At 65.3% G+C, this 13,968-nt stretch carries 9 protein-coding genes; 2 read left to right on the top strand and 7 right to left on the bottom strand.

What is annotated here, in order from left to right; genetic code table 11:
• The first annotated feature begins 10 nt into the window (after nucleotides 1-10).
• Together TK49_RS21295 and TK49_RS21290 are read left to right on the top strand one after the other, a co-directional pair.
• Nucleotides 11-2,521 (top strand): T6SS effector phospholipase Tle3 domain-containing protein, encoded by a 2,511-nt coding sequence (locus TK49_RS21295; RefSeq protein WP_052698636.1) that lies wholly within the window; start codon nucleotides 11-13, stop codon nucleotides 2,519-2,521.
• An 85-nt stretch (nucleotides 2,522-2,606) separates the two neighbouring features.
• Nucleotides 2,607-4,073, top strand: coding sequence for a hypothetical protein (locus TK49_RS21290; RefSeq protein ID WP_052698635.1), 1,467 nt, complete (start codon nucleotides 2,607-2,609; stop codon nucleotides 4,071-4,073).
• A 259-nt stretch (nucleotides 4,074-4,332) separates the two neighbouring features.
• On the opposite strand, the gene TK49_RS21285 is transcribed toward TK49_RS21290, so the two are convergent.
• The 7 genes from TK49_RS21285 to TK49_RS21255 all read right to left on the bottom strand — a co-directional run bounded on the left by TK49_RS21285 (nucleotide 4,333) and on the right by TK49_RS21255 (nucleotide 13,876).
• The gene (locus tag TK49_RS21285) at nucleotides 4,333-7,068 is read right to left on the bottom strand and encodes a nitrate reductase (protein WP_045219811.1); all 2,736 of its coding nucleotides are present in this window, start codon (nucleotides 7,066-7,068) and stop codon (nucleotides 4,333-4,335) included.
• A gap of 303 nt (nucleotides 7,069-7,371) precedes the next feature.
• Nucleotides 7,372-8,592 carry an NAD(P)/FAD-dependent oxidoreductase gene (locus TK49_RS21280; protein ID WP_052698634.1) on the bottom strand — a complete coding sequence of 407 codons (1,221 nt, stop codon included), beginning with the start codon at nucleotides 8,590-8,592 and terminating at the stop codon, nucleotides 7,372-7,374.
• A complete protein-coding gene (nirD, locus tag TK49_RS21275) occupies nucleotides 8,589-8,927 on the bottom strand; it encodes a nitrite reductase small subunit NirD (RefSeq protein WP_045219809.1) in 339 nt (112 codons plus the stop codon). The genes TK49_RS21280 and nirD overlap by 4 nt, the downstream gene beginning before the upstream one ends.
• A 14-nt stretch (nucleotides 8,928-8,941) precedes the next feature.
• The gene (gene nirB / locus TK49_RS21270; RefSeq protein ID WP_082076371.1) at nucleotides 8,942-11,497 is read right to left on the bottom strand and encodes a nitrite reductase large subunit NirB; all 2,556 of its coding nucleotides are present in this window, start codon (nucleotides 11,495-11,497) and stop codon (nucleotides 8,942-8,944) included.
• A 14-nt stretch (nucleotides 11,498-11,511) separates the two neighbouring features.
• Nucleotides 11,512-12,834, bottom strand: coding sequence for an MFS transporter (locus TK49_RS21265; RefSeq protein WP_045219807.1), 1,323 nt, complete (start codon nucleotides 12,832-12,834; stop codon nucleotides 11,512-11,514).
• 331 nt (nucleotides 12,835-13,165) lie between these two features.
• Nucleotides 13,166-13,456 (bottom strand): hypothetical protein, encoded by a 291-nt coding sequence (locus TK49_RS21260; protein WP_045219805.1) that lies wholly within the window; start codon nucleotides 13,454-13,456, stop codon nucleotides 13,166-13,168.
• A gap of 165 nt (nucleotides 13,457-13,621) precedes the next feature.
• Entirely contained in the window at nucleotides 13,622-13,876 is a 255-nt protein-coding gene (locus TK49_RS21255) for a GlsB/YeaQ/YmgE family stress response membrane protein (protein ID WP_045220460.1), read from the bottom strand.
• Between the last annotated feature and the right edge of the window lie 92 nt (nucleotides 13,877-13,968).

The raw sequence follows: 13,968 nt of genomic DNA, 5'->3' as shown, positions 1-13,968 counted from the left end.
CACCTGCACCGTGAGCACACAAGAATTCAGCCTTTTCGAAACGAACGTCATCGCCCGCGCCCGCGACATCACGTTGCCCGGTGGCGGTGTGTGCAAAGCCCCGTTCAACGCGCTGCCCGGCATCATCATCTTCGTGCATGGCGTCAATTCCACTGGCGAGTGGTTTGATTCCACCGAAGCAGGGCTGTGTCAGGGCTTGAATGAACGCCTGCACCGCAGCGAGTTCGGCCAGGCCCAGGAGACCAGCCTTGCCGGTTTGCTACGTGCTGCGCGGTACGCGCCCGAACTCACCCCTGACGGCTACCTCGCACGTACCAAGAGCGACACTGGCGTGCCAGCCAGCGAGTTCGTCAGTGACGAAGCTGCCAGCCCGGTGATCCGCTTCCGGTGGGGATTTGCTGCCAACCAATCCGACTTGAAAAAGGTCGGCCCTAACATCCTGCTCGACGAAGACAACGCCTGGGGCGGCGGCCCGTTTGCGAACGGTTGCACGGCGCTGCCCGACATGTGGGGCAGCGGTACCGCCACCGACCTGCTGATGGGGCTGACCGTACAAGACCTCAACACCGAGAGCAGTCGCCTGGTCTTCGACTGCCCGCCCCGGCACTACCAGGCGCACGCTGCGTGGCGTCTCGCCGCCCTCGTCGCCGAGGCACGCAAGCGGCATCGGAATGAATACGACGGCGCGAAGGAATGCCCCATCACCATCGTCTGTCACAGCCAGGGCAACATGGTCGGCCTTGCCTCGGCCTTCATCGGCAAGGCAAAGTTCGACGGCGACGGCGTGGCCGATACCTACATCCTCGCCAACCCGCCTTATGGCGTCTTGCCCAACTTCTTTGACAACTTCGGGCAATACGATGAAGTCACCGGAGAGGGACGCGTCACCGTCTTGGCGCGGCGCAAGACGCTGGACTCGTTCTTTGGCATCGTCAACGAACGCAAGGGCAAGACCGGCAACCTTGCCAGCCCCGCCTGTGTTGATCTTTACCTGAGCAATAAAAAGGCGCCGTGGAGCCACGCGCAAGACCAGAAGACCTACCCGACACACGGCAACGTCTTTCTCTACGCCAACCCGCATGACCAGGTGATTGGCGTCGCTTCGGTCATGGGCATGGGGTGGCTGGGCTTGCCGCAGGCCGTACTCGCCGGCAAGGACGATGACGCGGGCGACAAGCCCCACGTTTTCAAACACGCACACGGCGTGCTCTACCAACGCATCTGGGCCCAGGGCAATCCGCTCAAGTACAAGACCGAACCCTTCAAGGTGGGTGTCGCCCCTGGTAATGATTTCGTCTACTACGACAAATACCACCCCGAACGGGCCGACACCATTCAAGGCAAGAGCGGCGCCTTCTGGCTGCGCACACCGCTCAACGCCCACGTCCACTTCACTCGGCCCTGGAAAGACAATCGGCGCAGCATCCCCTCCAAGATCGGTGCCACCCTCATTGGGGGTGTCATCACCCTTGGCGGAATTCTCGTCAAAGTGCTCACCCTGGGTCAGAAGGGCGATATCCCCGTCAACGCCGATCCACCCGACGGCTGGAAGGTCAATATCAACGCCCACGCCGTGCCCAACCCGGTGGTGCCCATTGCCCACCACCTGTACCACCCGCAAGCCGACGCCACCGGCCAGCAGCCCAAGGACGACGGGCAAGCACGGCTGGACGGCGGAACGCCCGCCAGTGGCAAGGTGGCAGGCGTTTTCAACCAAGGCCCGGAATCGCACACCGACGCACTCAACCGCGGTGCCAAGACCAATGACGTCTATGACCAATACCGCGTACAGGGCCAGGGCGGTGTTGGGGACGAAGCCGCACTGCGCTACGAGCACAACGCCAGCGTGCGCCAACTTGCGCGCGGCGTGGAAGGCAACCCCTTTGACAACGCCATTGACCAGATGCGCCGCGGCGGCGACCTTTCGGGCGAAAAGCATGCCGCCTTCAGGCAGTTCGATCAGAACGTGCGCGAAGACTTCTTGAAGCAGGCCGTCAACCTGAACGCCACCAACCACTCCACCATTCTCACCAACCCCGAGCACGCCAGGAGGGTGCTGGCCTACGACGTCAACGTTGGGCTGAACGTGCTGCCCGTGCGTCAGATGAACTGGCTGCGGCAGTTTGCGGATTGGCGGTATGGGGATCCGAAGGATCCGGTGATGGCGGAGTGGTGTCCGTATTACCGGACCGGGCGATTGCCTCAAAACATGAGGCTAGAAAAGCATGAGGACTACCAACCTGAAGTCCCCGCAACACTCGGCATCGACTCGGAGCGCAACAACAGCGGCGGTTTCATCCAAAGCTACCGCGAACCGCAACCCGAGCCATTGATGCCACGCGAGCGCAGCCCGGGCGAGGAGTTGCGCGACGCGCGACGTGCCGAACTGCTGAGGCAGCGGCAGCGCCCGAGTGAGATCGATCGAGTCTTTGGATTGGACGATGCGCCGCAGCCCGAACCGCATGGGGCAAGTCGCTCTGAAATTGACCGTGTCTTTGGATTGGATACCCCCGATGAATGACCTTCAACCAAACCGCCCACGCCGGGCGACGCTCGCCGGCCTGTTGGCCGCCACCCTACTGTTCACTGCCTGTACTGGAACCTCCATGTCGTCGCAATCCCGATACTTCCGCTTGCCCACCCCCTATCCGCTGCCAGCCAAGGCGCCAGCGGAAACCGGCCCCGACGCGCCCGCCGCCTATGTGCTGGGCGTACTCTGGCGCAGCCCCCTGATGTGGATCGACTACCCCACGCACTGGAACCTGCTGTGGACGCAGGGCATGGCCGAGCGCAACCCCAATGACACCGACAGTCCCGAACTCAAGCTGGGCGACCCGACGGGTGTGCTGGTGCGTCCCGTGCGCGTGGTGTGGAAGACGGACAACCCGAACCCGGTCTATTGGCGGACCATGGTTGAGTTGATCCGCGACCCGCTGTACCCCCTGGGCTATCACTACGCGGTGGACCGAAATTATTTCTATTCCATCCAGCACGGCACCAACCGGCCGGACTTTGCTGACGTCAAGGTGTTTGCGGGCATGCCCCGCGCATGGATCGATACGCCGACCTATATCAAGGAGGAGCGGTATCGCAATGGCAGTGACCGCCTTTCCCGTCACTTCCGCTTGGGTATGCCCGCGCCATCGATCCTGGCCGAGAACGAAGCCCATGCCGAAGCACGAATGCCGTATTTCTTCACCAAGATGTACATCAATCGTGGCGAGCCGCAGCGAGGCCTTGGTGCCGACCAAGAAATGACCATCGGCCTGCCCACCTTCACCCTGCTGGCCGCGCGTCGCCTGTTCACCAGCGAGATTTTCAGCGAAGCCGAGGCGATGAGCCTGAAGCTCTATCCCCAAACCAAAGTCCCCGACGTGACGGTCATGGCCGGCGATGAAACGGTCGGCTTCTATGACCTGAAAGAGGCCATCGCCTACCTAAACGCCAACCCGCGCAAGACGGTGTGGGTCTACACCATGGATGCCCCCGGCTACCCCAAGGGCGGGCGCACCGACGAGAACTTGGTCCTGCTTATCCTCGGCCACCCGAATGCCGATTGGGGTTACACACCGCTGTCGGCCCTCTACATCCCGCAGCAACACGCAGGCGGCATCGGCGCCAAGGCGGCCACGCCGGGCGGCGCCTGGAGTGCGCTCATGCAAACCATGCAGGCGCAAGCCCCGTCAGATCATCCCGTTGGCCGCGTCTATCACGACGTCGACAAGCATGCCGCCAACGTCAACACGTTGACGAGACCGCTGCGCGCCGCCGTGCATCAACAGTGGCCGGACCTGGACCAGATCAAGGATGTGCAAAGCGTTGCGGAACACGCCATCGGCGGGCTGCGCGCCGCCAGCGCGGGGCTGAACATCGCTCGCGCCACAGCGTATGCAGACCACACCGGCAACAGCGCCGTCGTGACCAGCGCTGCGAATCCGAATGACGCATGGAGCGTGCTGGTGGCGCCGCCACCCGGCTGGGTCAAGCGCGATCCGCCCACGCAGTGGCCACGCGCCGGTGGGCGGACCAATGCGTATCTGCCGTGGTTTGGGCAATGGACAGGCAGCAAATAGGTCCTCTTGTGGACTTGCCTTTCCGCCAGCCAGATAAGAGCACGGAGATGGCGACATCTGCCGTGCTTAACCGGGAGGTCCACCACGCACGCGCCCCCCGGGGCGACTTCGACCGCCCCCCAATGCAGTGAATATCGGCAACTGCAGTATTCGCGGACCTTCAGTTCACGGTCCGCACCTTACGTGTGCAAATTGCACGTGCGAGCCGTTGTTCTAACGATGGTGTCAACATGGCGCAAAACCTGGCCGTCAAGCACAGTCACGCGGCCTGCTGCACCCGCGCCTCCACCAGCAGCCGCTTGAGTTCCGGCACGCACGAGCCGCAATTTCCCCCGGCCTTCAGGCAGGCCGTGATCTCTCCGGTCGATTGCAGGCCCTTGTCCCGAATGGCGTCGCAGATGGTGTTGCGGCCCACGCCAAAGCACGAGCACACCGTGGGCCCGACGTCCGCGCCGGCCTCAATCGGCTGGCCGAGCAGGACGCCGGCGCGGTCGAGATCTTCCAGGCGCGCCTGCGCGAACAACCCGGCCAACCAGTTGCGCGACGGCAGATCGGGGCGCGGCGACAGAAACACACACCCCTCGATGCGGTCATCCACGACGTGCACGGCACGGTAGACGCGCGCGGTGGTGTCTTCGTATTCGAGCCAGTCGGCATGCGGGTCGGTCACGCCGAGCAGCTTGCGTGCCCAGTCATGAACGTTGCCGAGTTGCTGGCGCCCGGCCAGTTCATAACGCACGAACTGCTTGCCCTGGATGCGCGTCCACCACGTGGCGTCGTCGGTGTCGAGCGCGCGGCGCGACAGCACGAAGCCGTGCCACGCCACGTCGAACGGCTCGACCATCACGGGCGTGTGCTTGAACTCGGGCTCGCCCGACACGGGGTCGACGACCGGGTTCACCACCGCGCCCACGCGAGCGTCCGACGCAAACTGGCCATTCCAGTGGATCGGCACGAACACGCTGCCGCGCGCGATGCCACCCGTCATGCGCACGCGCGCCACCACGCTGCCCCAGCGGGACGACACACGCGCGAGACTGCCCTCGCGCACGCCGGCCAGCAGCGCATCGTGCGGGTGCAGATCGACGAACGGTTCGGGAATGTGGTCGGCCAGCCTGGGCGCGCGGCCGGTGCGCGTCATGGTGTGCCACTGGTCACGCACGCGGCCGGTGTTGAGGACGAGCGGGTATTCGCCATCGGCTGCATGCGCGGGGGCGCGTGCCGGCGTCGGCACAAAGCGTGCGCGGCCATCGGCGTAGGCGAAACGGCCGTCGCTGAAGAGACGCGCTTCGCCACTGCCGGGCGCGGTCACCGGCCATTGCACGGGCGACATGCTGTCGTAGGCATCGGCATCGAGCCCCGTCAATCCGCCGAGGTGGAAAGCACGAGGCACACCGCCCGCCGTGTTGGCATAGGCCGAGAGGCGCGCGTGTTCGTCGAACACATCGCGCGGGCTGGTGAAGTCGAAGCCGTCGTAGCCCATGCGGCGCGCCACGTCGGCGATGATGTCCCAGTCTGCGCGGGCCTCGCCGGGCGCTGGCAGGAAGGCGCGCTGGCGCGAGATGCGGCGCTCGGAGTTCGTCACGGTGCCGTCCTTCTCGCCCCAGCCGAGCGCGGGCAGCACGATGTCGGCCAGCACCGTGGTGTCGGTGGCTTCCACAATGTCGGAGGCGACCACGAGTTCGCACTTGGCCAGCGCGCGGCGCACCTGGTCGGCGTCGGGCAGGCTGACCACCGGGTTGGTGCCCATGATCCACACGGCCTTCACGTGCCCGTCTTCGATGGCCTGGAAGAGGTCCACCGCCTTGAGGCCCGCCTTGTCGGCCATGCGCGGTGCGTTCCAGAACGTCTGGACGAGTTCACGATGCGTGGGCTCGTTCAGTTCCAGGTGCGCGGCCAGCATGTTCGCCAGGCCGCCCACCTCACGCCCGCCCATCGCGTTCGGCTGGCCGGTAATCGAGAACGGCCCCATGCCGGCGCGCCCGATGCGGCCCGTGAGCAGATGGCAATTGATGATGCTGTTGACCTTGTCGGTGCCCGCGCTGGACTGGTTGACGCCCATGGAGAACGCCGTGATGGTGCGCTCCGTGTCGGCAAACCAGTTGTAGAACGTGAGCAGGTCGTCGAGCTTGAGCTTGCATGCCTTGGCCACCGCTTCCACGTCTTCGCTGTGCGTGCCGGCAGCTTGCAGCGCGGCGTCGGGGCCGTTGGTGTGCAGGGTGACGAAGTGGCGGTCAACCACGCCGCGGCGGGAAAGGAACGACAGCAGGCCGTTGAAGAGCCACACGTCGGTGCCCGGCCTGATGGGCAGATGCAGGTCTGCCAGCTCGCACGTGGCGGTGTGGCGCGGGTCGACCACCACGACTTTCAGCTGCGGCCGCGCCTCTTTTGCACGCACGATGCGCTGGAACAGGATCGGATGGCACCACGCGGTGTTGGAGCCCACCAGCACGATGAGGTCTGCGGCTTCGAGATCGTCGTAGCAGACCGGGACGAGGTCTTCGCCAAACGCGCGCTTGTGCCCCGCCACGGCCGAGGACATGCACAGGCGCGAGTTGGTGTCGATGTTGGCCGTGCCGATGAAGCCCTTCATCAGCTTGTTGGCGACGTAGTAGTCCTCGGTCAGCAGCTGGCCGGAGACGTACAGCGCAACGGCATCGGGGCCGTGTTCATCGATGATGCGGCGAAAGCCCTGGGCGACGGTGTCGAGCGCGGCGTCCCATGAGACGCGCTGCAGCGGGGCAATGGGCGCACCCAGGTCGTGCGAACGTTCGCGGATGGCGGGATACAGGAGGCGGCCTTCGAGGCTGACGGTTTCTCCCAGCGCGGAGCCCTTCACGCACAGGCGCCCTGCGTTGGCGGGGTGCGTTGGATCGCCTTGAATGTCGACGCTGCCATCCGCTTGCGGGGTTGCCAGCACGCCGCAGCCGACGCCGCAGTAGGGGCAGGTGGTGCGCACGGCGGCCGTTATTGGGTGAATGGGGATGGTTGTCATCGTCGTCTCTGTGTTGCTCTGCGTGATTGGTGCATCCCTGGTTTCATCCCCTGCCGGGGCTGACTCACTTTTCTTTGTCTTGCCAAAGAAAGTCAGCATAAGAAAGGCGCGCCCGAGATGGCGACTTCCCCTTGGATTTTTGTAACCGGGCGGAGACGGGGAAAACTCGCTGCGCTCAGACAGTTCCCCGTCTTGTTTCCGCCCGCTTACAAAAATCCAAGGCGCCATCAAGGGCAGGAACGTCAAAGGCCACACCGGCGGCGTACGAAGGGTGATGCCGGTTTCGTATCTTGCCGGTGTTCATTACGCCGCTTCCGCTTCGCACAGCGCGCGGCCAAACAACAGGCGCTGGCGGATCGACGCGATAGGCACCTCGCGTTGGATCAGGTCGAAGTACCACGGGCCGTCGGCGACATCGCCGTACAGGACTGCGCCGACGATACGGTCTTCCTTCAGCACCAGGCGCTTGTAGACGCCGCGGCGCGGGTCGCGCAGCACGATGTCTTCGGTGCCGTCGCCGCCGATGAAATCGCCCGCCGAATACAAGTCCACGCCGGTGACCTTCAGCTTGGTGGCCGTGGCCTGCTGGACATAGCGGCGGTGGCCGGCCCCCGCCAGGTGTGCGGCACATACGCGGGCCTGGTCCCAGATAGGCGCCACCAGGCCGAACGTGGCGCTACGGTGCTGCACGCATTCCCCCACGGCGTAGATGCGCGGGTCGTAGGTCTGCAGGGTGTCGTCCACGATGATGGCGCGTTCGCAACGCAGGCCGGCCGCCTTGGCAAGCTCGATGTTCGGGCGCACGCCGGCCGTCATGACCACGAGGTCGGCCGGGATCTGCGTGCCGTCCTTGAAGCGCACGGCGGTCACGCGGTCGGTGCCGAGCAGCTCCGCCGTGTGCGCGCCGAGCAGGAAGCGCAGGCCCCTGGCTTCCAGTGCCTTCTGCAGCAGCTGCGCGGCGGGCTTGTCGAGCTGGCGCTCCATCAGCGTGTCGGGCAGGTGCACGACCGTCACATCCATGCCCTGGCGCATCAGACCGTTGGCGGCTTCCAGCCCCAACAGCCCGCCGCCGATGACGACGGCATGCCGATGGTTGCGCGCTGCCTCCAGCATCGTCTCCACGTCCTGGATGTCGCGAAAGGCGATCACGCCCGGCAGCAGGTGCCCCGGCACCGGCAGGATGAACGGCCGCGAGCCGGTGGCGATCAGCAGACGGTCGTAGCGGACCTCCACGCCGTCGCGCGAGCGCAGCGTGCGGCGCGGGCGGTCGATGCTCACCACCGGATCGCCCGCATGCAGCGTGATGTGGTTCTGCGCGTACCACTCACGCGTGTTCAGCATGATGTCGTCGACCTGCTTCTCACCCGCCAGCACAGGAGATAGCAGGATACGGTTGTAGTTGCCGTGCGGCTCTTCGCCGAAGACGGTGATGTCGTACAGGTCGGGCGCCAGCTTGAGCAGCTCTTCGACCGTGCGCATGCCGGCCATGCCGTTGCCGATGACGACGAGCTTGGGGCGAGTCATCGCGCCACCCACACCGTTCCGCCTTCCACCTTGGCTGCGTAGGCCTGCACCGAGTTGGCCGGCGCTTCGAGGCACTCGCCCGTTGCCAGATCGAAGTGCTGCTTGTAGATCGGCGAGGCCACGACGATGCGGTCGCCGAGGTTGCCGACGAGCCCGCGCGAGAGCACGGCCGCGTCGGAGTTCGGGTCGTAGTTGCCGATGGCATAGACCGGCTGCGGTGCACTGCCCGCAACGTGGAAGACGGCGACCTGCTCGCCGTCCACGAGCGCGCACACGCCGGTGTTGGGCACGATGTCGTCCAGCGGGCAAACAGGAATCCAGCGCGATGCTTGCATGTCGGGCTCCTCTCTCAAGCGGCTTCTGCAACAACCGGAATGCGCACGGGACGTGTCTTCGCGCGCTCCTCCACCGTGGCCGGGCGGATCTGCCCGCGTTCCTCGACAAAGACGACGTTCGCGTCCTTCGCGTCGCTGTTGACGAAGTGGCGGAAGCGCTTGCGCACATCGGGGTTCGTCACGGCGGTCTTCCATTCGTCCTGGTAGGTGTCGACGACGTGCTGCATCTCGGCTTCGAGTTCGGCCGCAATCCCGAGCTTGTCGTTGACGATGACGTCCTTCAGGTAGTCGAGGCCGCCTTCGAGGTTGTCGCGCCACGTGCTCGTGCGTTGGAGGCGGTCCGCTGTGCGCACGTAGAACATCAGGAAGCGGTCGACATACTTGATGAGCGTGTCCTGGTCGAGGTCGGCCGCCAGCAGTTCGGCGTGGCGCGGCTTCATGCCGCCGTTGCCGCATACGTAGAGGTTCCATCCCTTTTCCGTAGCGATGATGCCGACATCCTTGCCTTGCGCCTCCGCGCATTCACGCGTGCAGCCCGACACGCCAAACTTCAGCTTGTGCGGCGAGCGCAGGCCCTTGTAGCGATTCTCCAGCGCAATCGCAAAACCGACCGAGTCGCCCACGCCGTAGCGGCACCACGTCGAACCCACGCACGACTTCACCGTGCGCAGCGACTTGCCATACGCGTGGCCCGACTCGAACCCGGCCGCAATGAGCTCTTCCCAGATCAGCGGCAGCTGCTCCAGGCGCGCGCCGAACAGGTCGACACGCTGGCCGCCGGTGATCTTGGTGTACAGGCCGTATTTCTTGGCGACTTGGCCCACGGCGATCAGGCCATCGGCGGTGACCTCGCCACCCGGCATGCGCGGCACGACGGAATACGTCCCGTCTTTCTGGATGTTGGCGAGGAAGTAGTCGTTGGAATCCTGCAGGCTGGCGTGCTCCTTCTTGAGCACGAAGTCGTTCCAGCACGAGGCCAGGATGCTCGCCACCGTCGGCTTGCAGATGTCGCAGCCCAAACCGTGGCCGTGCGCCTGCAGCAGCGCGTCGAAGGTCTGGAATCGGCCCACGCGCACGAGGTGATACAGCTCCTGGCGCGAGTACGGGAAGTGTTCGCACAGGTGGTTGTTGACGGCCAGGCCCTGCTTCTTCATCTCGGCCTTCATCACCTGCGTCATGAGCGGCACGCAGCCGCCGCACGAGGTGCCGGCCTTCGTTGCGTCCTTGAGCGCGCCCACGGTGGTGGCGCCGGCGCACACGGCCTGGCACAGCGCGCCCTTCGATACGTCGTTGCACGAGCAGATCTGCGCGCTGTCCGGCAGCGCATCCACGCCCATGGCCGGGCGCGCGTTGCCATCGGCCTGCGGCAGGATCAGGAATTCCGGCGCCTCAGGCAACGGAATGCGGTTGAGCATCATCTGCAGCAGCGTGCCGTATTCCGATGCGTCGCCCACCAGCACGCCGCCGAGCAGGTACTTGCCGTCTTCCGACAGCACGAGCTTCTTGTAGATCTGCTTGCGCTCATCCGTGAACAGCACGCTGCGGCTGCCCGGCGTCAGGCCTTGCGCGTCGCCCAGGCTGGCGACGTCCACGCCCATCAGCTTGAGCTTGGTGCTCATGTCCGCGCCGTTGAACGTCGCTTCGTCGTCGGCCGCGAGGATCTGCCTGGCCGTGATGCGCGCCATTTCATAACCCGGTGCCACCAGGCCATAGACCTTGCCGCCCCACAGCGCGCATTCGCCAATCGCGTATACGTCCGGCGCGGACGTGCGGCATTCTGAGTCGATCACGATGCCGCCTCGCTCGCCCACTTCGAGGCCGCAGGCACGCGCCAGTTCATCGCGGGGGCGGATGCCGGCCGAGAAGACGACCATGTCGGCTTCCAGGTGAGTGCCATCGGCAAAGTTCAGGCGGTGCGTGCAGGTTTCGCCGTCGACGATCTCGACCGTGTTCTTTTGCGTATGCACCGTCACGCCCAGGTCTTCGATCTTCCGGCGCAGCATGCGGCCGCCACCGTCGTCCACCTGCATCGCCATCAGGCGGCCGGCAAACTCGACCACGTGTGTTTGCAGTTGCATGTCGCGCAGGGCCTTGGCGCATTCCAGGCCGAGCAGGCCGCCGCCGATCACCACGCCGGTCTTGGCGCGCTGCCCGCATTCGGCCATCGCCTCGAGGTCTTCGATGGTGCGGTAGACGAAGCAGTCCTTGCGGTCGCGGCCCGGCACGGGCGGCACGAACGGCGACGAGCCCGACGCAATCACGAGCTTGTCGTAAGGCAGCACCTCGCCGGTGGAAGCCGTCACCGTCTTGGCGATCGTGTCGATGGCCGTGGCGCGGGCATTGAGCTTGAGCACCACGTCATCGCGATCAAAGAAGCCGGGTGCCACCAGCGAGAGGTCTTCCGCCGTCTTGCCGGTAAAGAACTCAGAGAGGTGCACGCGGTCGTATGCGGGGCGCGGCTCTTCGCACAGCACCGTCACCTCCAGATGGTGCCCGGGCGCCTGCAGCAGGCTCTCCAGAAACTTGTGGCCCACCATTCCGTGGCCAATGACGACGATCTTCATGGTCATGGTGATGTCCTCTTTCAGGCGTTGCCGGCAGCGGCCAGCGTGTTGTCGTAGAGCGCTTGTTCACGCGCCTTGTGTTCTGCCGAGAAGCGTACCGCGATGGCGCAGATGGCCGACAGCCCCACCAGCACGCCGAGCATCGACAGCGTGGCCTGCGTATCCGCCATGCCTTTCAGCAGGAAGCCCGCCGCCACCGCGCCCGCGTTGCCGCCCGCGCCGATGATGCCGGCCACACCGCCCAGCGCACGGCGATCGATGAAGGGCACCAGCGCATACGTCGCACCGCACGCCATATGCGTGAACAGGCCGAAGCCGAGCATCGCCAGAATCGCCACCGGCACGCTGCCGGCATGGGCAAAACCGAACAGGCCGAGGCCCTCGCCCAGCATCAGCAGGCACAGCAGTTGTGTGCGCGCATCCAGGCCGCGCCTGGCTGCCACGCGGTCCGACACGATGCCGCCCAGCGCGCGCGCAAACAGCGCAAGCAAGCCGAAGCTGGCCGCGGCCATCCCGGCTGCCGACAGCGACAGGCCAAAGTGATCGACGTAGTAAGTGGCGGCGATGTTGTGGATGAAGATCTCCACGCCGAAGCACGCGCCGTAGGTGATGAAGAGCAGCCACACGCGGTAGTTGCCCGCGGCCGCGACGAAGCTGCCCCAGCCGCCCTTCTTGCCGCCGTCGATGGTCTTGCCGGCGGCACGCAGTTCTGCGTAATTGCCCTCGGGGCAGTCCTGCGTATAGCGCCAGTACAGCGCCGCCACGATCAGCATCGCTACGCCCGGCACCACCATGGCCAAACGCCAGCCCATGCTCTGCGTCACGCCCATCATCACGATGGCGGTGAGCAGCAGCGGCATCGTGCCCTGCGCCACGCCACCGCCCGCATTGCCCCAGCCCGCTGCCGCAGCGTTGGCTGTGCCGACCACGTTGGGCGCGAACATGACCGACGTGTGGTATTGCGTGATCACGAAGCTCGCGCCGATCGCGCCGATCGCCAGGCGAAAGAAGAGAAACGCCTCGTAGCTCTGCGCCAGCGCCACACCGAGCACCGGAATTGCCCCCACCACCAGCAGGCCGGTATAGGTCTTGCGCGGGCCGAAGCGGTCGCACAGCGGGCCGACGAGCAAGCGCACGAGGATCGTCACCGCCACCGCGGCGATGTTGATGTTGGCGATCTGCCCGGGCGTGAGGTGGAATTCGCCCTTGAGCACCGGCATGAGCGGCGCGCAGGCGAACCACGCATAGAAGCACACGAAGAACGCGAGCCACGTCAGATGAAAGGCGCGCATCTGTGGCGTACGCAGACTGAACAGATCGATTCGGGTGGCTTTGCCGGTCATGTCGAATCCCGCATCCAAAAAAAGAAAGGCGTCCGAGAACCAGGCCGCATTGGCCGGGTTCTGGGACGCCGTTGTCCAAGTGACCCTGGGCAGCAGGGCCTTCACCACGAAGAGAGCGAATCGCCATTGACCCGCGCAATGGTGCTATGCAACAGGTATGCCAGGCGAGCGAAGCCTTGTGAGATAAAGCTCTGCGGGAAATGTGCGCCCAGCGCGCAGCGCTGCATGCCTCAAGCGCGAGCACCGCGCCGCACGCTTTCGGTGCAGCGGCGGCTTGGGATGGTGCGGCACAGCAAATGCGTGGGGCGCGTCAGGTGATGCGCCGTGGGGCTCAGTAGCCGTGCGTCACGATGGAGAGGACAGACAGATCCGGGTGCGTGCCGTCGACGATGCTGCGCGCGACGTGCACCGCCTCGTCAACGGCGTCTTCCACGGTGCGGAAGCTGTCGTCGCCGTCGGCATGGAACGGCACGACATGGCCGGGCAGCGACGCATCTGCGCCGGGGTGGCAGACGTAGCCGGTATAGGTGTAGCGGGCAGGATCGGTGCGCGCGGGAGACAGCGCGACGTGTATCTCGAACCCTTCGTAGAGTTCGACGGGCGAAGTGAGCAGATCAGACATGGCGGTCTCGCTTGTGACGTTTGCCTGCCGCACCGACGCTTGTGGCGCGGCTTGGTGTCTTGTACCCACCAGTCTAGGTGATGTGCCGCGCGGTGGAATCCGGCGGTTTGGATGACATCGGCCGCGCACGCGCGAGTGCCCGGCCGATGCCGCATTGCCGTGCGGCTACGCGCGTTTGATGAACCGCAACAGGAACAACAGCACCAGCGCGCCCGCCACCGCCGTGGCAATGGAGCCCACCCACCCGACGCCAAACGAAATGCCCAGCGCCCCTGCGAGCCATCCGCCAACAAACGCGCCGACGATGCCGACGACGATGTCGGCGAGCAGGCCAAAGCCGCCGCCCTTCGTGATCCAGCCGGCCAGCCAACCCGCGACCGCGCCGATGATCAGCCATGCAAACAAACCGTGTGAGGCCATCTTGCCGCTCCCGAAAATGTGCGTTTCGACGTACTGCTGCCTGGGCATAGTAGGGCGAACACCGCACAATCGCCACGTCCGTCCCACACGGT

The sequence above is a fragment of the Ralstonia mannitolilytica genome (genome assembly GCF_000954135.1).
GTDB lineage: Bacteria > Pseudomonadota > Gammaproteobacteria > Burkholderiales > Burkholderiaceae > Ralstonia > Ralstonia mannitolilytica.
The sequence above is the reverse complement of the archived record's forward strand: the minus strand, read 5'-3'. Positions and strand labels throughout refer to the sequence as shown.

Excerpts from the sequence above, each read along its gene's own strand:
- TK49_RS21290 (WP_052698635.1), top strand. The coding sequence starts at position 2,607 with ATGTCGTCGCAATCCCGATACTTCCGCTTGCCCACCCCCTATCCGCTG.
- TK49_RS21285 (WP_045219811.1), bottom strand. The coding sequence starts at position 7,068 with ATGACAACCATCCCCATTCACCCAATAACGGCCGCCGTGCGCACCACC.
- TK49_RS21280 (WP_052698634.1), bottom strand. The coding sequence starts at position 8,592 with ATGACTCGCCCCAAGCTCGTCGTCATCGGCAACGGCATGGCCGGCATG.
- nirD (WP_045219809.1), bottom strand. The coding sequence starts at position 8,927 with ATGCAAGCATCGCGCTGGATTCCTGTTTGCCCGCTGGACGACATCGTG.
- nirB (WP_082076371.1), bottom strand. The coding sequence starts at position 11,497 with ATGACCATGAAGATCGTCGTCATTGGCCACGGAATGGTGGGCCACAAG.
- TK49_RS21265 (WP_045219807.1), bottom strand. The coding sequence starts at position 12,834 with ATGACCGGCAAAGCCACCCGAATCGATCTGTTCAGTCTGCGTACGCCA.
- TK49_RS21260 (WP_045219805.1), bottom strand. The coding sequence starts at position 13,456 with ATGTCTGATCTGCTCACTTCGCCCGTCGAACTCTACGAAGGGTTCGAG.
- TK49_RS21255 (WP_045220460.1), bottom strand. The coding sequence starts at position 13,876 with ATGGCCTCACACGGTTTGTTTGCATGGCTGATCATCGGCGCGGTCGCG.